General features: G+C 66.1%; 20 protein-coding genes and 1 other RNA gene. 4 read left to right on the top strand and 17 right to left on the bottom strand.

Annotation, left to right across the window (positions count from 1 at the left end; genetic code table 11):
• Positions 1 to 13 precede the first annotated feature (13 nt).
• From NV382_RS01125 to NV382_RS01095, 7 genes are all read right to left on the bottom strand, one after another.
• Complete coding sequence (locus NV382_RS01125) at positions 14 to 337, bottom strand: YbaB/EbfC family nucleoid-associated protein (protein WP_260598720.1); 324 nt, start codon at positions 335 to 337, stop codon at positions 14 to 16.
• A gap of 16 nt (positions 338 to 353) precedes the next feature.
• On the bottom strand, positions 354 to 2024 hold the full coding sequence (locus tag NV382_RS01120; protein ID WP_260598719.1) for a DNA polymerase III subunit gamma/tau: 1671 nt from the start codon (positions 2022 to 2024) through the stop codon (positions 354 to 356).
• Between the two features lie 226 nt (positions 2025 to 2250).
• An RNA gene (ffs, locus tag NV382_RS01115) (signal recognition particle sRNA small type) lies at positions 2251 to 2348 on the bottom strand.
• Between the two features lie 42 nt (positions 2349 to 2390).
• Positions 2391 to 2681, bottom strand: a complete 291-nt coding sequence (locus tag NV382_RS01110) for a hypothetical protein (RefSeq protein WP_260598718.1) — start codon at positions 2679 to 2681, stop codon at positions 2391 to 2393.
• A gap of 121 nt (positions 2682 to 2802) precedes the next feature.
• Complete coding sequence (locus NV382_RS01105; protein WP_260598717.1) at positions 2803 to 3111, bottom strand: 2Fe-2S iron-sulfur cluster-binding protein; 309 nt, start codon at positions 3109 to 3111, stop codon at positions 2803 to 2805.
• Positions 3108 to 4217, bottom strand: coding sequence for a cysteine desulfurase family protein (locus tag NV382_RS01100; RefSeq protein WP_260598716.1), 1110 nt, complete (start codon positions 4215 to 4217; stop codon positions 3108 to 3110). The genes NV382_RS01105 and NV382_RS01100 overlap by 4 nt, the downstream gene beginning before the upstream one ends.
• A complete protein-coding gene (locus NV382_RS01095) occupies positions 4214 to 5329 on the bottom strand; it encodes a cysteine desulfurase family protein (RefSeq protein ID WP_260598715.1) in 1116 nt (371 codons plus the stop codon). The genes NV382_RS01100 and NV382_RS01095 overlap by 4 nt, the downstream gene beginning before the upstream one ends.
• A 68-nt stretch (positions 5330 to 5397) precedes the next feature.
• On the opposite strand from NV382_RS01095, the gene NV382_RS01090 reads away from it, so the two are divergent.
• Positions 5398 to 6054, top strand: coding sequence for an alpha/beta hydrolase (locus tag NV382_RS01090; protein WP_260598714.1), 657 nt, complete (start codon positions 5398 to 5400; stop codon positions 6052 to 6054).
• Between the two features lie 126 nt (positions 6055 to 6180).
• On the opposite strand, the gene NV382_RS01085 is transcribed toward NV382_RS01090, so the two are convergent.
• From NV382_RS01085 to NV382_RS01075, 3 genes are all read right to left on the bottom strand, one after another.
• Positions 6181 to 7620, bottom strand: a complete 1440-nt coding sequence (locus NV382_RS01085; protein ID WP_260598713.1) for a carbohydrate porin — start codon at positions 7618 to 7620, stop codon at positions 6181 to 6183.
• Between the two features lie 40 nt (positions 7621 to 7660).
• On the bottom strand, positions 7661 to 7849 hold the full coding sequence (locus tag NV382_RS01080; RefSeq protein ID WP_260598712.1) for an LPXTG cell wall anchor domain-containing protein: 189 nt from the start codon (positions 7847 to 7849) through the stop codon (positions 7661 to 7663).
• Between the two features lie 214 nt (positions 7850 to 8063).
• Positions 8064 to 9032: a threonine ammonia-lyase gene (locus NV382_RS01075; protein ID WP_260598711.1), complete on the bottom strand. Its 969-nt coding sequence runs from the start codon at positions 9030 to 9032 to the stop codon at positions 8064 to 8066.
• A gap of 137 nt (positions 9033 to 9169) precedes the next feature.
• Between NV382_RS01075 and NV382_RS01070 the strand changes: the two genes are divergently transcribed.
• Together NV382_RS01070 and NV382_RS01065 are read left to right on the top strand one after the other, a co-directional pair.
• The gene (locus NV382_RS01070) at positions 9170 to 10393 is read left to right on the top strand and encodes a type III PLP-dependent enzyme (protein ID WP_260598710.1); all 1224 of its coding nucleotides are present in this window, start codon (positions 9170 to 9172) and stop codon (positions 10391 to 10393) included.
• A 106-nt stretch (positions 10394 to 10499) separates the two neighbouring features.
• Positions 10500 to 11549, top strand: coding sequence for a 1,9-bis(guanidino)-5-aza-nonane synthase (locus NV382_RS01065; protein ID WP_260598709.1), 1050 nt, complete (start codon positions 10500 to 10502; stop codon positions 11547 to 11549).
• Here NV382_RS01065 and NV382_RS01060 read toward each other — a convergent pair whose 3' ends face one another.
• Positions 11550 to 12863, bottom strand: a complete 1314-nt coding sequence (locus tag NV382_RS01060; RefSeq protein WP_260598708.1) for a methyl-accepting chemotaxis protein — start codon at positions 12861 to 12863, stop codon at positions 11550 to 11552.
• Between the two features lie 136 nt (positions 12864 to 12999).
• Between NV382_RS01060 and NV382_RS01055 the strand changes: the two genes are divergently transcribed.
• Positions 13000 to 13425, top strand: a complete 426-nt coding sequence (locus tag NV382_RS01055; RefSeq protein WP_260598707.1) for an MAPEG family protein — start codon at positions 13000 to 13002, stop codon at positions 13423 to 13425.
• Between the two features lie 61 nt (positions 13426 to 13486).
• On the opposite strand, the gene NV382_RS01050 is transcribed toward NV382_RS01055, so the two are convergent.
• From NV382_RS01050 to NV382_RS01025, 6 genes are all read right to left on the bottom strand, one after another.
• Positions 13487 to 15373, bottom strand: a complete 1887-nt coding sequence (locus NV382_RS01050) for an XrtA/PEP-CTERM system amidotransferase (protein WP_260598706.1) — start codon at positions 15371 to 15373, stop codon at positions 13487 to 13489.
• Between the two features lie 143 nt (positions 15374 to 15516).
• On the bottom strand, positions 15517 to 17055 hold the full coding sequence (gene xrtA / locus NV382_RS01045; protein WP_260598705.1) for an exosortase A: 1539 nt from the start codon (positions 17053 to 17055) through the stop codon (positions 15517 to 15519).
• Positions 17052 to 18266: a TIGR03087 family PEP-CTERM/XrtA system glycosyltransferase gene (locus NV382_RS01040; protein WP_260598704.1), complete on the bottom strand. Its 1215-nt coding sequence runs from the start codon at positions 18264 to 18266 to the stop codon at positions 17052 to 17054. The genes xrtA and NV382_RS01040 overlap by 4 nt, the downstream gene beginning before the upstream one ends.
• Positions 18266 to 19339 (bottom strand): FemAB family XrtA/PEP-CTERM system-associated protein, encoded by a 1074-nt coding sequence (locus tag NV382_RS01035; RefSeq protein WP_260598703.1) that lies wholly within the window; start codon positions 19337 to 19339, stop codon positions 18266 to 18268. Before NV382_RS01035 ends, NV382_RS01040 begins: the two co-directional genes overlap by 1 nt.
• Entirely contained in the window at positions 19336 to 20217 is an 882-nt protein-coding gene (locus NV382_RS01030) for an XrtA system polysaccharide deacetylase (protein WP_260598702.1), read from the bottom strand. The genes NV382_RS01035 and NV382_RS01030 overlap by 4 nt, the downstream gene beginning before the upstream one ends.
• Before the next feature lie 2 nt (positions 20218 to 20219).
• Positions 20220 to 21554, bottom strand: coding sequence for an AAA family ATPase (locus NV382_RS01025; protein ID WP_260598701.1), 1335 nt, complete (start codon positions 21552 to 21554; stop codon positions 20220 to 20222).
• Positions 21555 to 21632 lie beyond the last annotated feature (78 nt).

Here is a 21632-nt window from a genome sequence, read left to right as displayed (position 1 = left end):
GTGACGAAGGGTGTTAGAAAGGCAGCTTGAACCCTGGCGGCAGCGGCATGCCGCTGGTCAGCTTGCCCATTTCGGTGTTGGAGGCGGTGTCCGCCTTGGCGCGGGCATCGTTGAACGCAGCGACGATCAGGTCCTCGAGCATCTGCTTGTCCGCCGGCACGATCAGCGAATCGTCGATCGCGATGCCGATGATGCGGCCCTTGGCCGATGCACGGACCTTCACCAGCCCACCGCCGGCGGCACCTTCGACCTCGATCCCGTCGAGATTGGCCTGCGCCTTTTCCAGCTCGGCCTGCACGTTCTGCGCCATGGCCATGATGTCTTCGATGCTCTTCATGCGAACTTCCTCTGGTTCAATTACTGGACTGCGCGGCGATCAGCCGGTCGAGCTCATCCTCGGGCAGCACTGCCTCCGGAAACGCGTCGAACGCCGCCTTGACCACAGGGCTGGCAAGAATATCCGCGCGCAGCCCTTCGCGCGCCTCGCCGCGACGTTCCTTGATCGTCGGCGCGCCGGGCGCGTCCTCGGTAGTCACCTTCCAGGCACGGCCGGTGCAGTTCTTCAATTCGACGGTCAGGTCGCGCACCATGTCGGCCGGCAGCGGCCGTGCTGCGCTCAGCACCAGCTCGGGCGGGGCGATGCGGATCACGCTGGCGCTACGCTCCAGCTTAACCGCCAGCCCGAATTCGCCGCTTTTCTCGATCGTGGCGATGATCTCCTCGATCGTGCTGGGCAGAGCGGGTTCCGCCGATGCGGTCGGTGCGGACGTCGGCACCGAGGTCGCGGCGGCAGGCGCCGCGATCTGCACCGGACCGCCGGCCGCCAATTGCCGCGCCAGCTCGCCCGGATCGGGCAATTGCGAGGCATGGACCACGCGCAGCAGCGCCATCTCGCACGCCTCGATCGGCAGCGCTGCGCGGGCGACCTCGTCATGCCCCTTGAGCAGCAATTGCCATAGCCGGTGCAGCGCGGCGAACGACAAAGCGGACGCCCAGGCTTCCTGAGCCTCGCGCTCCTCGTTCGCCTGCCCCGCCTCGGCGGCAGTGCCCAGCTTGACCAATGTCACGCCGTGTACCGTTTCGAGCAGCGCGCGCAGCACCGCCTGGGGATCGACGCCGAGGTCATATTGCCGCCGGAGCGCAGCCAGTGCGCCGAGCCCGTCGCCGACCAGCAACAACCCGAGCAAATCGCGCACCGCGCCGCGATCCGACAGGCCGAGCATGTCGCGGACCGCAGACGCCTTTACCCCGCCGCCTTCGATCCCGGCATGCGCGATCGCCTGGTCTAGGATCGACAGGCCGTCGCGCGCGCTGCCTTCCGCGGCGCGCGCAATTAGCGCCAAGGCCGCGGGCTCCGCTTCAACGCCTTCCGCTCCCGACACGCGGGTGAAATGCGCCGCCAGCATTTCGGCCGAGATCCGCCGCAGGTCAAAGCGCTGGCAGCGCGACAGCACCGTCACTGGGACCTTGTTAACCTCGGTCGTCGCGAACAGGAATTTCACATGCGCCGGCGGCTCTTCCAGCGTCTTCAACAGCGCGTTGAACGCGTTCTTGGACAGCATGTGGACTTCGTCGATGATGTAGATCTTGAACCGTGCCGACACCGCCGCATAGCGCGAGGCATCGATGATCTCGCGTACGTCGTCGACGCCGGTATGGCTGGCGGCATCCATCTCGATCACGTCGATATGCCGCCCCTCGGCGATCGCGCGGCATGGCTCGCACACGCCGCACGGGTCGATCGTCGGACCGCCCTGCCCGTCCGGGCCAATACAGTTGAGCGCCTTGGCGATCAGTCGCGCGGTGGAAGTCTTGCCGACACCACGGACCCCGGTGAGAAGGAAAGCGTGCGCCAGTCGGCCGCGCTTGATCGCATTGCCGAGCGTCGTGACCATTGCATCCTGGCCGATCAGCTCGGCAAAGGTCTGCGGCCGGTATTTGCGCGCGAGCACGCGATACGCCTCGGCCTGCTGTGGCGCTGGCTCGCCGAGGTCGAAGGATGGGAGATCGCGGGAGTCGGACATTGCCGACTATCTAGGGGGCGATCGCGCCGGATGGTAGGAAAAGGTTTCGCTGGCGGGACGAACGCCAGCCCCACGTCATCCCGGTCTTGATCCGGGATCCAGCTTCTTCTTCTGGACGTCGGTGGTGAGTGAGGCGCCGCGGCAAAGCCGCGTCGTCGGCCGGGGCAGCAGCCCCGCCGGCCGCGCTTGTCAGCGCGGCGCGATGCAGTCGCGCTCTCGCTGACTGCGCGGTGGAAGCCGGAACGACCCGTGGCGAAATCGTTGTGGCTGCTTCCTTCCGGATCTGACCAGGTTGGCGACGACCACGTCCGCCCGACTTCCAAGAGCGCCTCTAGGGAAATCGGGCGGTGTGATCAATCCCCGCGATTAACGGCGATAGCGAACCGAGCGGCAGCTGCGGATCTTGCGGCCACCGCGCCAGCGGTTGGTGCACACCTGGCGCGTGCCCCAGCGGTTGCGACCATTGCGATAGCCACGATTGCCGCGGAAGCCGCGATCGTCGCGCCGAACGACGGTGCGCTCACGGACGATGACACGCTCCTGGACGGGCGCAACAGTGGTCGTGGTAACGGTCGCGACCGGTGCGGCAACCGCGGTGGTCGGAGCAGTGGCAGCCAGGCCGAGCAAGCCGGCGGCGATCATTGCGAACATCTTCATGAATTTCTCTCCTCCAATACCGGGCATCGAACCCGGCACGGAAGCGTAACGGTCGCTCTTCGTTACTGTTCCAATGCGGTGAACGGTCCGTCGCAGTTCATCGCGCAGGTCGGCGCAGCCGTCATCCGGGGATGCGCACCGTCAGCGTGTCCCAAGTTCGCTCGAGCCGGATCTGGCAGGCGAGACGACTGGTACGTGTCGCGCCGGCGGCAAAATCGAGCATGTCCTCCTCGTCCTCGCTGGCGCGCGGCAGCCGGGCGAAATCCTGTGCGGCGACGATCACATGGCAGGTCGAGCACGCCATCTGCCCCTCGCACGTGCCCTCCAGTGGCTGGCCATCCGCCTGGGCGAGATCGAGCAGGCGATCACCGGGGGCACCATGCATCTCGCGGATCGTGCCGTCCGTGGCGATGAAGCGGATGAGGGTCATGCCGCGATCCGCTGCGCGTCGGCGGCGGCCATAATGCGGTCGATCGCCGCGCTCAGCTCCGCCTCGGTCGTATAACGCCCGAACCCCAAGCGGATGCTGGAGCGCGCCTGCGCGTCGCTCAGCCCGATCGCGCGGAGCACGTGGCTGGACCGCCCCGAGCCGCTGGCGCAGGCCGAGCCGGCGGAGAAGGCGATGTCGCGCAGGTCCGACATCAGGCGGGCGACGTCGAGACCCTCGCGGCGGATGTTGAGATTGCCACGGTAGCGCGCATCGGCAGCACCGTTGAGCTGCCACCCCCCGTGAGCGCGATCCCGGTCGAGCAAGGCGATCGCGGCACCCCACAGAGCTTCGACATGGGCAGCATCCCCTTCCCGCCGCTCCTCCATCAGCCGCGCCGCGACGCCGAACCCCACGCACAAGGCCGGCGACAAAGTACCCGATCGACCGCCAGCCTCTTGCCCGCCGCCGTGCAGCAGCGGATCGAGCACCACGCCATCTCGTATCCACAACGCGCCGACGCCCTTCGGCCCGTGAACCTTGTGCCCCGAAATAGCGACCAGATCGCACGCGGCCGGAATCGACACGCGGCCATAGCCCTGGACCGCGTCGCACAGCAGCAAGGCGCCGGCCGCATGCGCCAACGCCGCCAGTTCCGCGATCGGCTGCACCACGCCGATCTCGTTATTGACGAGCATCGCCACGACGAGCGCGGTGCCGGGGACGATCGCGGCCGACGCTGCGGCAAGATCGATCAACCCGTCCGCCCCCACCGGCAGGATCACGACGTCCCGGCCCTCCCCCGCCAGCGCCTTCACGGTATCCAGTACCGCGGCGTGCTCGCTCGCCAGCGCCACGATCCTCCCTGGGCCCACCCCCTTGATCGCCCAGTTGAGCGCCTCGGTCGCGCCGCTGGTGAAGGACAGGTGCCCGCCCGGCGGCAGCAGCGCCGCCACCTGCGCCCGCGCATGCTCGACGGCCGCCTTGGCCTTCCGCCCCGCGGCATGCGGCGAATGGGGGTTGGCAAAATTGTCGCGCAGCCACGGAAGCATCGCCTCGAACGCCTCCGGGGCCAGCGGCGTTGTCGCCTGGTAATCGAGATAGATCATGCCACGAACCGCTGCTTCGCGCGCGCCACGCCGCGCCACGCGGCGATGAAGGCGCGCACCTCTTCCTCGCTGGTCGTCCGGCCGAAACTCGCGCGCACCACCTCGCGGCGCGCCGCGTCCGACAGGCCGATCGCGCCCAGGACATGGCTCGGCTTCATACTGCCCGAGGCGCAGGCGCTGCCGGCCGAGACGGCAAAACCGGCGGCATCGAAGTCGATCAGTTGCACGAAGCTCGCTACCCCCGGCATGCGATAGGCGCCGATCGCCGGATGCCGCGGCGATCCGCCGCAGATCACCTCGCCGCCCGAGCGCACGACGGCATCGTCGAGCACCGCCCGCAGCCGCACCTGCTCCGCCAGCGGCTCGGCCTCGCCCAGCGCAGCGGCATAGCCAATCGCCGCGGGCAAATTCTCCGTCCCTGGCCGATATCCCCGCTCCTGCCCCCCGGTCGGCGACAGGCTGCCCAGATCGCGCACCAGCAATGCACCGATGCCGGGTGGCCCGCCGCGCTTGTGCGCCGAGAGCGCAACGAAGTCGGCATGTTCCGCCACCTCGGCATCTACCCCGACCGGCATCTGCGCCGCGTCGACCAACAGCAGCCCGCCCGCCTCGTGCACGGCCGCAGCGATCGCGGCGATCGGCTGGCGCACCCCCGTTTCGCTATTGGCCCATTGTACCGTCACCAAAGCGCGTCCGCCGGCGACGAGCCTCGCCCGCAGCGTCTCGATCGACAGCACGCCATCGGTGCCGACCGGCAGGACGATCGCCTGGGGATCGGCCCAGCGCATCACCGCGTCATGCTCCACCGCGGTGATGATCCGGGTGGTTGCGGCGGCCCGCTGCAAGGCGATCGCCAGCGATTCGCTCGCGCCGCTGGTGAACAATGTCTCGCCGGTCCAGCCATAAGCGGCGGCGACGGCGCGGCGCGCCTCCTCCAGCGCCGCCTTGGCCGCGCGCCCCTCGGCGTGCGGCGATGACGGGTTGGCCCAGTGCGCCATGCCATCGGCCACCGCGGCGCGGGCGCACGGCAGCATCGGCGTCGTGGCGGCATGGTCCAGATACACTCGGGCGTGTGTTGGATCGGGCAGGAGTCGTTCCAATTGCGAAAACATGTCTGCTGCTTATATAGCGCGCACATTCCAGCGCTCCACCCGAGCGCCCAGATTAGTCAGCAGGTCCCATGCCAGAAGTCATTTTTCCCGGCCCCGAAGGCCGTCTCGAAGGCCGCTTCTCACCGGCGCCGCGACCCCGCGCGCCCGTTGCGATGATCCTCCACCCGCACCCGACGGCCGGCGGCACGATGAACAACAAGATCGTGCAGGAACTCTACAAGACGTTCCAGCGCCGCGGCTTTGCCACCTTGCGCTTCAACTTCCGTGGCGTCGGCAAGAGCCAGGGCACGTTCGACAACGGCATCGGCGAACTCTCCGATGCGGCATCCGCGCTCGATTGGGTGCAGAGCTTCCACCCGGAGGCCTCGACCACCTGGATCGCCGGCTTCAGCTTCGGCGCGTGGATCGGCATGCAATTGCTGATGCGCCGCCCGGAAATCCGCGGCTTCATCTCGGTCGCCCCGCCCGCCAACATGTACGATTTCACGTTCCTGGCACCATGCCCGGCCAGCGGCATCATCATTCAGGGCGAGAATGACGAAGTGTCGCCCCCGCTCGCCACGCAGAAGCTGGTCGATAAGTTGCGCACGCAGAAGCACATCACGATCCACCACGACACGATCCCCAAGGCGAACCACTTCTTCGAGCATGAAATGCCCGATCTGATGGGGAGCGTGGACAAGTATCTCGATATGCGGCTGGATCCGAACAGCCCCATTCGCTGAACGAATTCCCTCTCCCATCGGGAGAGAGAGGGAGCGCGTACCGCGGATGGGTGAGGGCGACGATTTGCCCGATCACCCTCATCCGGCGCTACGCGCCACCTTCTCCCAAAGGGAGAAGGATTTGGATCACAGCGTGATCGCCGCTTTCAGCCCGATGACGGCAACGTCCTTGGCCGAACGCACGCCGCCTGGATGGTGGATGACCTGCACGTTTGGCTGCAGGTCGAGCCAGGCCGTCGGCTGGATGCCGTAATAGAGTTCGGCGGCATATTCCGCATCGCGCACCGGCACGTCGCCCAATGCCCGGTCGCCCGCCGCCGCACGGCCGTTGACGTTGGTGCGCGCGACCGCCAGCCCCAGCACGTCGCCCGGCACATGCCGGTTCAGCCCCTTGTAGAACAATCCGAGCGACACCTGGTTGTCGGTGACGGAAGTGGCGCGATCGGCCTGCGTCACGTTGGCGAACATGCCGAGCCCGGACATCGACTTGCCGTCCTTCGACGTGCCCGTCAGCTGCTGCTGCACGGTCGCATAGACGCCGTAGCGGCTCGAATGCCGGAGCGGGGCGACGCCAGTGATCACGACCGGCCGGCGATTACGGTCGAGCAGCACATCGCCGCCGTCCGCCGTGCCGATCCAGCCGCCGAACTTGTACGATCCGACATGCCCGTCATCGCCGCCCTTCGCCCATCCAGCCTCGATCGGAATCAGCACGCCGGTCGCGCCCTTGAAGTGGCCGACGAAGAAATTGGTGTTCAGGTTGCGCGGGTTGATCTCATAGGCGGCGGTCTGGACGTAGAAGCTGTCCTTGATATCGACATGCAGGCGTGCGCCCCACTGGCTGACCGGCCAGTTATACCAATAATCGCCGACCAGATTGCCCGGCTGCGACCCGCAGAAGCTGAGGTTCTGGAAGTGGCAGGAGAACACCGCGAAATCCTCGCCCGGATTGGTGCGGCCGAGCTTGATCTCGACGTTCGGGCCGATCGTCTGTTCGTACCAGAACTGCGTCAGCCGCACGGTCTGCCCGCGGCCATAGACTTCCTGTACCTGCTGTAGCGCGCCGAGCCCGGCGTCGCTGGTCAAGTCCTGGCCACGCCGCCAGGTGACGGTCGCCTGGAACGCGCCCCCCTCCATCCCGGCGACCTTGTCGAGATCGAGCAGCACGCCGACATCGAACTGTCCGGTCTCGCGGAACAGCTTCCGCTCGCCGCCGGCGACATTGTAGCCGCTTTCCGAGGCATAGCGCGCCGACACGCCGATGCCGCGTTCGCCCAGGCGGGTGCGGATCTGTTGCCAATCGCTGATCAGCCCCGGTGGCGGCGTGCTCTGCGTGTCGCCTACCAGCGCCGAGGGGGAAATATCGCGCATCCGATGCGGGTCGATGCGGCGCTGCTGCGTCTGCGTTGAGCTCTTCTGGGTATTGGTCGCGGCCGCCGGTGCCGGGTCGGCGGCGGCATCGGCGGGGGGCGCCGGCGCGCCGAGATCGACCTGGGCGTGCGCCGTGCCTGCAAGCGTAAGGCCAAGTATCAACGACGCCGAGCGCCATGTCGAAATGCGGTTCATATCCTTACCCTTCCTTAGGCGAAGCCGGGGGCAGCCGGTGCTAGCGGCCCGCGGTCCAGATCAACACATTGGCGAAAAGCACGATGGCCATGACCAGCATCAACACGCCTTTGGTCCGGTCGCGCCGCTTGACTAAAAGGTACACGCCGCCGCCCACGCAGGCGAACGCACCCAACATGGCAATGGCAGGCGCCGCGGCACCGATTCCGGTCAGCGTTTCGGTGTTCATGGCACGCCCCTAGCGTCACGTTTGGGGGTAAGTCGAGAACCGTCCGTCGCAACGGATCGACGCCAACGAATGCTAATCCTCCCCCGCCAGGGGGAGGTGTCACCGAAGGTGACGGAGGGGGAGGATGCGAAACAGCGGTGGCTCTTACATCCCCCACCGTCAGGCTTCGCCCGACTCTCCCCTGCCGGGGGGGAGCATGACGAAAACCAGTGCGTCAGTTCTCGCCGGCCAGTACCCGGCCATATGCCACACGATCGACATTGCCGCCCGATAGCAGCACCAGCGTTCCCGCCGTCGCTTCCACCTTGCCCGCAAGCAACGCCGCCAGCGCGACCGCGCCCCCCGGCTCGACCACCAGCCGCAGCTTATCCGCCGCCCAGCGTTGCGCGCGGCGGATCTCCTCCTCGCTTACCGCCACCCCACGCGAATCGCGCCGCGCCAGGACGTCGAAGGTCAGCGGCGACACACGCAGCGTCTGCAGCGCATCGCACGCCGTCTTCGGCGGGTTGGGTCCGACTTCCTCGATCCAACCCGCTTCGAGCGATCGGCGCATATCGTCCCAGCCTTCGGGCTCCACCACCATGATCCCGGCCTCCGGCAGTGCCAACGCGATGCCTGCCGCCAGTCCGCCGCCACCACACGGCACCACCACCTGCGCGACCGGCCCCAGCCCCAATGCTTCCATCTGCGCCGCGGCCTCTATCCCGGCACTGCCCTGCCCTTCGATCACCCAGGGATCGTCGAAGCTCGGCACCAGCACGGCGCCGCGTGCCTCCGCCAAACCGGCCGCGATCGATTCGCGGCTTTCGCTCAGGCGGTCATAGCTGACGATCTCCGCGCCCAGCGCCAGCGTGCCTGCGCGCTTTGATTCCGGGGCATCGGCAGGCATGACGATCAGGGCCGGCATGCCCAGCCGCTTGGCTGCCCAGGCGATCCCCTGCGCATGGTTGCCGGAGGAGAAGGCAACCACCCCTTTACCCCGCGCTTCCGGGTCGATCGCGGTCAGCCGGTGCCACGCCCCGCGCAGCTTGAACGCGCCCATCGGCTGCAGACATTCGCACTTGAAAGCGACGGCTAAGCTATTGATTTGCGATACGAACAATGGCGTTGGCGGCACCACCCCGGCGATCTTGGCGGCAGCATCCCGCACCCCGGCCCGCGTCGGCTGTCTTATAAATGTCACTTTCTGTCTCCCGGGGTCTGATACCGCTTTACATCCAAAGAAGCGGACCCTATTTCGCCCTTCCGCTGCCCCATGGGACTTCCAACCGCAAGGCAGTGTTTCGTGAACTTGTCTACGGACATTGGAGGTCCCTTGAATTGCACAAGCATCATAACGCGCTGGGGTTAGCGACCACCCATTCGACCGTGTCCCGCTCGGTCGGCGAGATCGCCAACACTAAGCCGGTCCAGCCGGTGACCCTGATTCGCCCGCACGCCGCGGCGCGCGCAGCTCGATTCTTCGTGGAGAAGTTTCCGGGGCGCTCGCTATATGCCGTAAAGGCCAACCCATCGCCGGACCTGCTTCGGGTCCTGTGGGATAATGGTATCACGCATTACGACGTGGCCTCGATCGCCGAGGTTCGGCTCGTCGCGCGCACGCTGCCGGATGCCACGCTGTGTTTCATGCACCCGGTGAAGGCCGCGGAGGCGATCGAAGAAGCGTATTTCACGCATGGCTGCCGCACGTTCAGCCTCGATTCGCTGGAAGAGCTGGAGAAGATCCAGCTTGCCACGCGGCATGCCGAGGACCTGACATTGTGCGTGCGCCTGCGCGTATCGTCGGAACATTCGATGCTGAGCCTCGCCTCCAAGTTCGGCGCGGCCCCGCATGAGGCCAAGGAGCTGCTGTTCGCTGCGCGCCAGGCCGCGGATGCGCTCGGCATCTGCTTCCATGTCGGTTCGCAGGCGATGACGCCGGAGGCATATAGCAGCGCGCTGGAGCGCGTCCGTGCGGCGATCGTCGAGGCGGCGGTGACCGTCGACGTGATCGATGTCGGCGGCGGCTTCCCCTCGTCCTATCCGGGCATGGAGCCGCCCCCGCTCGAGCGCTATTTCGAGACGATCCACCGTGCGTTCGAGTCGCTGCCGGTCAGCTATTCGTCCGAATTGTGGGCCGAACCGGGCCGTGCCTTGTGCGCCGAATACAGCTCGATCATCGTGCGCGTCGAACGGCGCCGCGGCGACGAACTGTACATCAATGATGGCGCGTATGGCGCGCTGTTCGATGCGGCGCATATCGGCTGGCGCTTCCCGGTCGAGCTGCTGCGGGAGCCGGACAGCCGGGCCAAGCCGATGCCGTTCAGCTTCTACGGGCCGACCTGCGACGACATGGACCATATGGTCGGGCCGTTCATGCTGCCCGCCGACACCAAGGCCGGCGATTATATCGAGATCGGCATGCTCGGCGCTTACGGCAGCGCGATGCGCACCGCGTTCAACGGCTTCGGCTCGGACGAGACGGTGATCATGCACGACGAACCGATGGTGTCGCTGTACGTCGAGGCCGACGATGAGGTCGCCTCGAACGTCGTCACCCTGTAACGAACGATCCACATGAGATTGCGACGGGGTGCCTTCGGGCGCCTCGTTGCTGCTTGGGTTTCCGCGTCCCCTTCGAACGACGGCGGCTGACTATCGGAGTCTCTCCATGACCGAACCTCTTGCCACCAACCGCAAGGCCGAACTGCTCTCGACCCAGGTCGAGCATATCGACATCACCAGCTTCGACGCGCGCCCCATCGTGGACGCGATGAAGAAGATGAGCTTCACCAGCCGCGATCTCGGCCGCGCGACCGACATCTACAACCAGATGCTGGCCGACAAGGATTGCTCGATCTTCCTGGTCATCGCCGGATCAACCTCTGCCGGCGGCTGCATGGACCTGTATGCCGAGCTGCTGCGCAACAACATGATTGACGGCATCGTCGCCACTGGCGCGACGATCGTCGACATGGATTTCTTCGAGGGCCTCGGCCACAAGCATTACCAGGCGCTGGAAGTGCCGGACGACGACACGCTGCGCTCGCTGCTGATCGATCGAATCTACGACACGTACATCGACGAGGAGCAGCTCCAGCACGTCGACCACACGATCTTCGAGATCGCCGAGACGCTCGAGCCCCGGCCCTATTCGAGCCGTGAGTTCATCCGCGAGATGGGCAAGTATCTGGTCGAACATGGCAAGAAGGAGAACAGCCTGGTCAAGCTCGCTTACGAGCATGACGTGCCGATCTTCTGCCCGGCATTCGTCGATAGCTCGGCCGGCTTTGGTCTGGTCAAGCATCAGGTCGATGCGGTAAAAGCCGGCAAGCCGTACATGGTGCTCGATGCGATCGCCGATTTCCGCGAGCTGACCGAGATCAAGATCAAGGCGGGCGTCACCGGCCTGCTGATGATCGGCGGCGGTGTGCCGAAGAACTTCATCCAGGACACGGTGGTTTGCGCCGAGATCCTGGGTCATGACGACGTCCAGGTGCATAAGTACGCGGTGCAGATCACCGTAGCCGACGTGCGCGACGGGGCTTGCTCGTCCTCGACGCTGCAGGAAGCGGCATCGTGGGGCAAGGTCAACACCGGGATCGAGCAGATGGTGTTTGCAGAGGCCGGCAGCGTGATGCCGCTGCTGGCGTCGGACGCCTATCATCGCGGCCTGTGGAAGGACCGCGTCAGGCGTCGCTGGGGCGCCAGCTTCGACTGATCACGCCGCGGCGGCGACCTCGACGAAGGTCGCCGCCCGCTGGTGCAGCCGGCTCGCAGAGCCGGCTAACGTTTGCGACATTGCGTCGAGCACATCGGCGTCGCCACCAATCGCCGCTGCGCCGTCGCTGATCTGGCGAATGCGGGTACCCATGTCGGCGCCTGCCTCGACCGATTGATCGACGCTGGCGGCGATGATGCGGGTTGCCTCATGCTGCTGATCAAGCGCGATATCGATCGACAGCGAAATCTCGGCAATCGCGGCGATCGCCTGTTCGATCCCACGATGTCCATCGACGACATGATCGAGCACGTTGTGCACCTCGCCGACATGGCGCGCGATATCGCGTGCCGCGACGCTCGTCTGTGATGCCAGCGCTTTCACTTCGTTGGCGACGACGGCAAAGCCGCGCCCGGCGGCGCCTGCACGCGCCGCTTCGATCCCCGCATTCAGCGCGAGAAGATTGGTCTTGGCCGCGATGCTCTGGATCAGCGCGAGCATATTGTCGATCGCACTGGCGGTGGTGGTGAGCGCCGCCATGCGGGCGCCCGCCGTGCCGACCGCGCCCTGCGCCTCGCCACGGATCCGGCGGGCGTGCTTACTTTCCTCGGCGATGCGATCCAGGGATGTTTCCAGCCCACGTCCGCCGCGCGAGATATCCCTGAGCGCGGCCGCCGTCTGACCGGCGGCAATGGCAACCGATGCCGCTTCCCCGGACGTATCGACGGCGCGCGTCGCAAGCTGGCGTGCAACCTGCCGTACCTTTGCCGAGACACCGCTGAGCTCGGCGGACAATGCCGAGATGTCGGCCGTGAATGCACGACTGGCAACATCCAGCCGCTCCGCCCGTGCGACCCGATCGCGCGCGACGTTGGCATCGCGCTCGGCCGCCAGCCGTACATAATCGCGATGGTCAATGATCTCGTGGAATTTTCCGGAGCGCGTCAGGATCAGCCCATCGTCACCGCCGGCTGCCGCATAAACTTCGAGCAATCGCTCAATCGGTTGCTGCTCGTCGGCGCAGGGGCAATCCCGGACGAGTGTGTGTAGCGATCCGCCAATGCTGGGGTTCTGCATCAGCGCGTGACCATAGGGATTGAACAGGATGCTGCGCACATCCAGTTCGCGGATGATTCCACGCGGCTCGCCGCCGGAAGCTACGACCGGCAGGGAGCGCATGTTGGGGTAGCGACGGAACAGATCGACCACAGCGGACAACGGTGCGCCCTGCTCGACCGTGACGTGGCGGCCGACGCCGGTGCCAAGCGCAGGCTGCGATATGGCGGTAATCAGCGCGGCAGGATCGAACATCATGCGCCGGACCTAGGGGCACGACAGTAAACGGGAAGTTAGGGTTTGATGACGCAACGATGACAGTGGTGAATTCCTCTTCACCATTGCCGTTTGCTGAGCCATCGGGCAGCCTGCGCGAGCTTAGTTGGGGGACGAGATGCAAAGCGAGATATTGAGGCCGGTCGTCGTCCTGATCGCCTGGACGTTGATCATGCTGCTGTGGATGCTAGCGACCCGCATGCCGGCCATGAAAGCGTCCGGCATCGACCTCAGTCGACTGGTCGGCACCAAGGCGGCGGACGCCGACAAGGGGCTGCCACGCAAGGTCCAGTGGAAGGCGCACAATTACAACCACCTGATGGAGCAGCCGACGCTATTCTATGCGGTGTGCGGCGTGATCGCGCTGAGCGGGACGGGCGACGGCGCAAATGCCTGGATCGCCTGGGCCTATGTCGCACTCCGAATAGCCCACAGCATCTGGCAGGCTACGGTCAACAAGGTGTCGATGCGCTTCGTGCTGTTCCTGGGTTCATCGCTTGCGCTGGCTGCGCTGACGCTGCACGCGGCAATCGCGGTGTTCTGACCACAGAGCTTCCGTACCTCTTATTGGTTCATCCCATCCGTTCGTGTAAAGTCATTATGCTTTAGCCGAACATGCGCTGCATCGATCGCTCCAACATCACGAGCTGCCACAAGGTCCGCCCATGCTCGGCACGTCCGGCGCGGTGGTCGGCAGCGAGCGTGGCGATAGCGCGCGGATCGAACCAATTGGCCAGCACTCGCGATTTGGCGAGCCCCGCCGCGTCGTCGGCCAGCGCGCCGCGGAACCAGGCGCTGACCGGGGTCACGAAGCCCATCTTGCGACGATACAGAATGTCGCTTGGCAGATAGCGCTCCATCGCCTTCTTCATCAGCCACTTGCCCTGCCCGCCCCGCAGCCGCATCGACACCGGCAGACTGGCGGCGAATTCCACCAAGCGATAATCCAGCAGCGGCTCGCGCGCCTCAAGGCCGACCGCCATGCTGGTGCGATCGGTCTTGGTCAGGATGTCGCCCGGCAGCCAATGCTGGAAATCGGCATATTGCGCCCGATCGATCGCATCTCGCGCCGGCGCATCGCGCATCGATCGCACATAGCGATCCTCTGCGCGGTGCCCGTTCAACGCGCGTTTGGCGCCGTCGGAGAACAGCAACGCGCGCTGCTCGGGCGTGGTCACCCCGACCGCCCGAGCATATGCCTCCGCCCCATCTTCACCAAGCGCAAGCAAGGTCGTCTTGGCGCGCAGCGACTGCGGCGCCCAGTCGGCCTTGGGGTAGAATCGCCCGAGCGTCCCGAACAGCCTTGCGCGCATGCCCGGCGGCAGCAGCCCGCGGATCCGCTCCTCGGCATGCTGGAACTTGTAACGGCGATACCCCGCCATCGCCTCGTCCGCCCCATCCCCCGACAGCGCGACGGTAACGTCCTCACGCGCCAGTTCACATACGCGATAGGTGGCAAGCGCGGAGGCATCGGCGAACGGTTCGTCGAACGCCGCAACCAACGTGTCTATCAGCGCAAAATCGTCCGCGGCAACCACGCGCTCGCGGTGATCGGTGGCGAAGCGGGCCGCGACCTGTGCGGCATAGCCGCGCTCGTCATGTCCCGCCTCGTCGAACCCGATCGTGCAGGTCTTTACCGCCTTGGACGATGCCTCGGCCATGAACGCGACGACCGTCGAGCTGTCGACCCCTCCCGACAGGAATGTCCCCAGCGGCACGTCCGACACCATGCGCGATCGCACTGCCTCGCGCATCAGCGCGACCAGTTCCTCCTCCAGCGCCTTGGCCGACCCGGTGGCTCGTCGCGAGAAATCCACGCCCCACCAGCGCGACGGCGCCGGCACCGCCTTGCCGCGCTCGATCAGCAGCGAATGGCCGGCCGCCAGCTTCCTGACTCCCGATACGATACACGCGTCGTCCGGCACATAGCCGTACGCCATATAGTCCTCGACCGCGCGGATGTCCGGTTCGCGCCTGAGCAGTGGATGCGCCAGCAGGCCTTTCAGCTCGGACGCGAATGCCACGCCGCCATCCGACAGTTCGGCATAATGCAGCGGCTTCACGCCCAGCCGGTCACGTGCGAGGAACACGCACTGGCGCCGCGCATCGTGCAGCGCAAAGGCGAACATGCCGTTTAGCCGATCGAGCATCGCCGGTCCCCAATGGGCCCAGCCATGCAGTAGCACCTCGGTATCGCCCGAAGTGACGAACACCGCCCCGAGCGCCTGCAACTCGGCACGCAACGCGGCGAAATTATAAATCTCACCGTTGAAGCTGACGGTCAGCGCGCCATCGGCGCTCCCCATCGGCTGCGGCGATCCGGCGACGTCGATGATCGACAGGCGCCGATGCCCCAATCCGACGCCGGGGGCGGTCCACACTCCTGCCCCATCCGGCCCGCGATGCGCCACCGCATCCGCCATCGCGCGGATGCGGTGCGGATCCACCGGTTTGGGCGTGGCGGGATAATAGAGACCGGCAATGCCGCACATTCGATAGGTATCCCGATCTCGCCTTGAAAGGCATCGTCACCCCGAACTCGTTTCGGGATCCAGGCGCGGTCAGATGATCCACGGACCACGTCTATTTGGCTCATGACCCCGTCTGGCCCCCGAAACAAGTTCAGGGTGACGGACTAAGGAGCAGGCATCCCAGCCGCGCGATCCGCCAGGGTCTCGATCGGCCCTAATGCGGCCAGGAAGCGCATCAGCACCATGCGCGTGTCCACCCCCGGGCGCACCTCGGCGGAGATATGCACCGCCACCGCCCGCTGCGTGCCACCAAACAGCTTGGCGCGCAGGGTCTCTATCTTCACGCGACGGTCGTTGTGCGTCAGGACATCCCCGACGCGGTACCACGTCACTACCTGCCGCTCGGTCGGCCCCGGCGCGGTGATCCGCATCGCTGCACCGCCCGCGAGATCGGGCAGATTGTCGATCCGCACCCAGACATCGTCCTCACGCAATGCGCCGGTGCCGAACGACACCAGTTCCTTGCCTTCATGCTGGCTGCCATAGACGGCCAGCGCCAGATCGACCGCGTTGCCGCCCGCATCTACGTAGCGGCCGATCAAGTAGTGATCCGCCCCCGGATAATACGGCGACCAGGGCGCGCGCGTGCTCAGCGCGCCGCGGTGCCAGCCGGGCACTCGGGGCAGGCTGATCGTGTCCGGCAGCACTTGCGCGCGACCGGCGATCGCTGCCGACCATGCCGGGGACGCCGCCGCAACCGTCAGGATCAGCGCACCCGCCAGCAGCGGATCGATGCGCCGCTTGGGACTGGCCTGTAGCCGGGCGGGGTCGAACACGGCGTCATCCGGCGCGCGATCGAACCAGCGCCAGCCAATCGCGATCACCGCCGCCATCACAAGCCCGAAGAACACCCATCCATAGACAATGTGGTCCATGCCGGTCGCGCGCTCGACCGAGGTCAGGTGTGCGGCATAGATGGTACCGAAGGCGCGCAGGCCGTTGGCGATGATCGGGACGACAAGCGCCATTGCCATGAAGGCAGCGCGCCTGCCCCACGACACGAAACATACATTGGCGACCAACGTGCCGTAAGCGACCATCGCGATGACGAACTTCGCGCCCGAACAGGCCTCCGCCACTTCGAAATAGCCGTTGGGGATGGTGATCAGCACGCCATCCACCTGCGCCGGCACGCCGAACAGATGGAGCAGCGGCATCGTCATCTCGACGGTCAGCGTCTGCAGCGGGCCTTCGAGATCCTCGCCGAACGGGACCAGGAAGACGGCGTAGCAAAGCGGAAACAGCACCCCGCGCGCGACGTTCGGGCCCAGCAATGTGAGGACGGCACCTTGCAGCATCATCACCAACCCCAGATGCCGCGCCAGCGCCACGCTCGCAGCATCACCCAATAGCCAGCCGAAGCCACCGGCGAACACCAGCAGCAGCCCCGGCCACCAGGCGACGGGCGTCAGCTCGGCGAGCTGCGCACGACGCTGCCACACCAGCCACCCGATCACCGGTGCGATGAACAGGCAGTGCCCGAAGGTCGTGCTGGTCCACCAGATATGGGCAAGATCGCCGGCGTCGCGACGGAACAGCACGATCAGGACAATCGCCACCGCCCCAAGCAAGGTCAGTTGCTGCCGCCATGCGGTGTCTAGCCCGCGGGTGGAGAAAGCGCTTTGCGAATAGGCGATTGTCATGCTGCCGAACGCTCCGCCAGCGGCGGTGCTGCGCCGACGCCCATAATTGTCTCCAGCGGTGCCAGACGCGCTGCCCAGCTATAGCGTTGCTGCACCCGCGCCCGCGCGGCATGACCGAGGCGCTCCGCCGCATGCGCATCGGCGAGCAGCGCGCTGATCTCCGCCGCGATCTCGTCGGCGGTCGCGCCAACCCGGATCGTGCCGCCATGGTCGATACCCTCGGCGGCGGCCTCGGATGCGACCACCGGGCGGGCCATCGCCATGGCTTCCAGCACCTTGTTCTGCACTCCGCGCGCAAGCTTCAGCGGCGCGACAACGACCGAGGCGGCCGACAGCCAGCCGCGCACGTCGGCGACTTCGCCGGTCACGCAAACGCCGGGCAGCGCCCCCAATGCCGTCACCGCGTCGGTCGGCGCACGGCCGACGATGGTGAAACGGGCATCGGGATTACCTGTTAGGATGATTGGGAAGATCGTTCCCGCAAACCATCGCACGGCTTCAACATTCGGCGCGTAATCCATCTGCCCCGTGAAAACGATCAAGGGCCCGGTCTTGGCGGGCCGATCGAACGCCGCAGACGGATCGAAGAACGCAGTATCTACGCCGTTCTCCACCGCAAACACTTGGCTGACCCCCGTTGCCTGGCGAAACAAAGCGGCTTCGGACTCGCTGACGAACAGGCTTGCATCAACGCGCGCCGCGACGTCGCGTTCGAACGAGCCCAGCAAGCGCGCTTCACGGCGCATCATCCAGACCTTTGGCCCGCGGGCACCGGCGCCATAGGCGGCGAACTTGGCCGAATCCATGTCAACGAAATCCATGATCACCCGGGGTTTGGCATCCCAAGGTAGATACTGCGCCATCTGGCCGGAGAAGACGTAAATCGCTTCGATATCCTCGCGCTCGAGCATCGCTGCCACCGCCGCGTGCACCTGCGCATCGTCGAACGCGGTGAGCGATACGGGCTTGCGTCGCAGCAGCGCCTGCACTGCGGCCACTGTCCGTGATTTGCTGCGCCGCACGACCGACCGGCTATCGGCAAATAGTGCCAGTGCGGCGTCATGTTGCAGGTCCTTGGGGTCGTCAGCGAACGCGATCAGGTGTACGCGTCGCCGCGCCGCCAGGAAGTTCAGGATGTTGAACCCACGGATCTTATCGCCCCGATCAGGGGGATACGGCACTCGGTGTGCCAGGAACAGGATATCGCCCATCAGCCGAGGCCGCGCGCGATCGGCGGGCCGATCAGGTTTGCAGCCCAGAGCGGCAGTTTCTTCCACAGCGCGATCTTGGCCTCGTAACGCGGGTTCAGCGGATTGATCTCGCGCGGCGCCTGCCCCGGCGCGGTGCGCTTGGCATAAGCAAGCGGGCGCGGCTCGAAGCCCCAGTTCTTCTTGAACGCCGCCGGACCCGTTCCTGCCTTTGAACGTCCGAAATCAAACCGTCCACAGCCGCGCTGGCGGGCGTGCGCCATCAGCGCAAAATACATCCGATCATTGGCGCGCAAGCCCCGCGCCGCATCGATACCGCCGCCCCAATAGGGATAAACGGTTCCGTTGAAATACAGGCTCAGCACGCTCGCCACGGCTTTGCCGCTCGACCGTACGGTAAGGATGTCGACATCCCCCCCAAACGCCTCCAGCACCTCGCGGAACAGCCGCGCCGGGAACACCGGCGTGCCGAGATTGCGCACCGACTCGGCATAGACGGCGTAATGTGCCCTGCGATCCGCCTCCGAGCGCCCGACAGAGACGGCGAGATCGGCGGCCAGGCTCTTGCGCACCTCGGCGCGCTGCTTGCGCGGGATCGCGAGCAGTTCGGCCTCATCATCCGCGGCCAGCGGGCGCGAGAAGCCGAGATAGGTCGCGTCGTCGCGATGCCACTCCGGGCCTTCGGCGGGTCCGCCGCGCAATTCGAGCGTCGGGCAGCGCAGGTTCTGCGCCAGTCGCCAACCCTCCTCACCCAAAGCGCGGACCACGCCTGGGTCATCCGCCAGGATGCCACCATCCACCGCAAAGCCGTTCGAGACCAAGGCGCGGCCGAACAAAGGTGAGGAAAGCTCGGTCAGCGGCAACAATCCGGCGATCGATCCATCGCCCTGCTCGGCGATAAGCGTATGGCACCGCTGGCGGCATGCCCGCGCCACGGCCAGGCTCCATGCGGGGAGATGAAACGGGGTTCCCCTCGGATGCGCCCGCACCCAGGCGGTGATCCGCGCATGCTGCTCTGCCGCGTCGAGATCGACCGAGCGCAACGCTACCGATCTCGTCAGGAGCGGCATCGTCATGCTGCCCGCCTGTCCGCCTCCGCCATGGGCCGGGGTGTGATCGGCAGCGACACCACGGCCCGTGCCACTACCTCGTCCATCCGACCCCATTCATGGCTCGCGATCAACGTGCGCAGCTTCCCCGCCATTGCTCCCAGACGACTGTAATGCCGCAGCCTGGAGCGCAGTGGCGCAGCGCGGACACGCGGCTGGCCCGGATCGATCTCCCAGGGGTGGAAATAGAACACCGCGGGACGGCCATCACCCGTCACCTGGCGCACGGCAAAGTTCATCAGCCCGGCCGGCAAAAGGCGGAAGAAGCCGCCCCCGGTCGCCATCCGGCGCCCGGGCAGGTCGGCGACCGTCACCGGCACTTCGACAAGCGGCGAGTCGGCGAGCGGCCGAAAGGCATAGCGCGGGGCTTCGGGCCAACCGTAATGGTCGTGACGGATCGGAGCGACGCTGGACGAATAGGTATAGCCTGCCGCCGCCAATTCGGCGTGCGCCCAAGGCGTGCGGGTATCGATCGAGAAGCTCGGTGCGCGATACCCCGTCACCGCGACGCCGCCAGCATCCTCCAGCACCTGGCGCGCCTTGGCGAGGTCGGCGCGGAACATGGCCGGGTCCATGGTGAAAACGCGCTGGTGGTCCCAACCGTGGCTCGCCAGTTCGTGGCCGCCGGCGACGATCCGGCGCATCAAGGCGGGAAAGCGTCGTGCCACCCAGCCCAGCGTGAAGAAGGTCGCCGTGACGCCACTCTCGGCGAACAAGGCCAAGACTGCGTCAGTATTGCGTTCCACCCGGCTTTCGAGCGAATTCCAGTCCGCCTTGTCGATGACCTGCTCGAACGCGCCAACCTGGAACCAATCCTCGACATCGACGGTGAGCGCATGGCGCATGATCAATGCGCCGCCGCATACCGCAGCGATACGGCGTCCGGGGCAGCTTCACCCTCGACCCAATCGACCAGCAGCGTTAGCACGCGCCGCAACGCCGCCTCCTGCTCCTCAATGCGGCCTTCCAGCAACGCGATGCGCTGCGCTAGGGCGTCGTTCTCTGGGTCCGTCTCAGGTGCCAATGCTTCGGGCAGCGCCGTAACGGGCACCGTCTCGATCACCGGATCTTCGGCAAGCTCTTCGATCAGGAGATCGTTGGCCGGCGGCTCCATCGTCCTTGCTTCAACGATCGGCACGTCGATCTGGCGCGCCGAGCGGATCGGTAGCGGCTCGGTGGGTGGCGGCACATGGAAGATCGGCAGCGGGCGCAGTGGCTCGACCGACGCGGCAGCCGCCATCTTTTCTTCCCGCATAGGCTCGATGGCGGCGGGATCAGGTTCAGGGATCGGTTCCGCAACAGTTGCTGACGCCGTCATCGGTACCAGAATCGGTGACTCGCTGGGCGCGGCCGCGTTGCGCGGCATCGGCACGTCACCAGCAATATCGGCGATCACCGCCTCCACCGAATCGCCGTCGATCACGTCGAGTTGCTCGATCGACCCGAACAGCATCACGCGTCCGGCCAATTGGTTCAGCCGACGCGGCACGCCGTCCGACCCGTCATACATGGCGCGGTACGCATCGGGCGTGAAATGAGGATTGCCCTGCCAGCCGACCACGTTCAGCCGGTGCAGCATGTACGGCTCGACCTCTTCCGGGCCCATCGGATCGAGATGGTGCATGGCGATGACTCGCTGGCGCAATTGCTCCAGCCGATCCGATCCGTGCAAGCGTTCGCGGAACTCCGGCTGGCCGAGCAGGAAGATCTGCAGCAGCGCATGCCCGCTGGCTTGAAAATTGGACAGCATGCGCAATTCCTCGAGCGACGCGACCGGCAATGCCTGTGCCTCGTCTACGATCAGCAGCGTCCGCCGCCCGGCGCGGGCCATGGCATGCAGCCCGCGCTCAATCATGGTCAGCAGTTGCGCCTTGCTCAGGCCGCCAGCCTCCACGTCCAGGCCGCCGGCGACCAGCCGCAGGAGATCATCCGCCTCGATCTGCGTCGAGACGATCTTGATTACGTGCAGACGCTCGCGATCGATCGTCTCCATCAAATGGCCGACCAAGGTGGTCTTGCCAGCGCCGATGTCACCGGTGATCACGATGAAGCCTTCGCCCTGGCTCAGGCCGTAGCCCAGATAGGCCATCGCCTTGCGATGCGTGGCGGTGTCGAACCAGAAACGGGGGTCCGGCGTCAGCTGAAACGGGCGGCCGCTCAACCCATAATGGTCATCGTACATCGTCGTCACCTTGCACGCGCATAGGATATAGTCACCTCGGCATGTGTAATCGCAATGGGTTAACCGATCGTTCACCGA

The sequence above is a fragment of the Sphingomonas endolithica genome (genome assembly GCF_025231525.1).
In the GTDB taxonomy this organism is placed as follows: Bacteria; Pseudomonadota; Alphaproteobacteria; order Sphingomonadales; family Sphingomonadaceae; genus Sphingomonas; species Sphingomonas endolithica.
Note: the sequence above shows the minus strand (reverse complement) of the source record. Positions and strands in the feature narration are given on the sequence as shown.

Bases quoted from the DNA above. Each gene is read 5' to 3' on its own strand.
- NV382_RS01120 (WP_260598719.1), bottom strand. From the start codon at position 2,024: ATGTCCGACTCCCGCGATCTCCCATCCTTCGACCTCGGCGAGCCAGCG.
- NV382_RS01060 (WP_260598708.1), bottom strand. From the start codon at position 12,863: ATGATGTTCGATCCTGCCGCGCTGATTACCGCCATATCGCAGCCTGCG.
- NV382_RS01100 (WP_260598716.1), bottom strand. From the start codon at position 4,217: ATGATCTATCTCGATTACCAGGCGACAACGCCGCTGGCCCCGGAGGCG.
- NV382_RS01080 (WP_260598712.1), bottom strand. From the start codon at position 7,849: ATGAACACCGAAACGCTGACCGGAATCGGTGCCGCGGCGCCTGCCATT.
- NV382_RS01090 (WP_260598714.1), top strand. From the start codon at position 5,398: ATGCCAGAAGTCATTTTTCCCGGCCCCGAAGGCCGTCTCGAAGGCCGC.
- xrtA (WP_260598705.1), bottom strand. From the start codon at position 17,055: ATGACAATCGCCTATTCGCAAAGCGCTTTCTCCACCCGCGGGCTAGAC.
- NV382_RS01040 (WP_260598704.1), bottom strand. From the start codon at position 18,266: ATGGGCGATATCCTGTTCCTGGCACACCGAGTGCCGTATCCCCCTGAT.
- NV382_RS01105 (WP_260598717.1), bottom strand. From the start codon at position 3,111: ATGACCCTCATCCGCTTCATCGCCACGGACGGCACGATCCGCGAGATG.
- NV382_RS01110 (WP_260598718.1), bottom strand. From the start codon at position 2,681: ATGAAGATGTTCGCAATGATCGCCGCCGGCTTGCTCGGCCTGGCTGCC.
- NV382_RS01025 (WP_260598701.1), bottom strand. From the start codon at position 21,554: ATGTACGATGACCATTATGGGTTGAGCGGCCGCCCGTTTCAGCTGACG.
- NV382_RS01085 (WP_260598713.1), bottom strand. From the start codon at position 7,620: ATGAACCGCATTTCGACATGGCGCTCGGCGTCGTTGATACTTGGCCTT.
- NV382_RS01125 (WP_260598720.1), bottom strand. From the start codon at position 337: ATGAAGAGCATCGAAGACATCATGGCCATGGCGCAGAACGTGCAGGCC.
- NV382_RS01030 (WP_260598702.1), bottom strand. From the start codon at position 20,217: ATGCGCCATGCGCTCACCGTCGATGTCGAGGATTGGTTCCAGGTTGGC.
- NV382_RS01065 (WP_260598709.1), top strand. From the start codon at position 10,500: ATGACCGAACCTCTTGCCACCAACCGCAAGGCCGAACTGCTCTCGACC.
- NV382_RS01095 (WP_260598715.1), bottom strand. From the start codon at position 5,329: ATGTTTTCGCAATTGGAACGACTCCTGCCCGATCCAACACACGCCCGA.
- NV382_RS01035 (WP_260598703.1), bottom strand. From the start codon at position 19,339: ATGACGATGCCGCTCCTGACGAGATCGGTAGCGTTGCGCTCGGTCGAT.
- NV382_RS01050 (WP_260598706.1), bottom strand. From the start codon at position 15,373: ATGTGCGGCATTGCCGGTCTCTATTATCCCGCCACGCCCAAACCGGTG.
- NV382_RS01055 (WP_260598707.1), top strand. From the start codon at position 13,000: ATGCAAAGCGAGATATTGAGGCCGGTCGTCGTCCTGATCGCCTGGACG.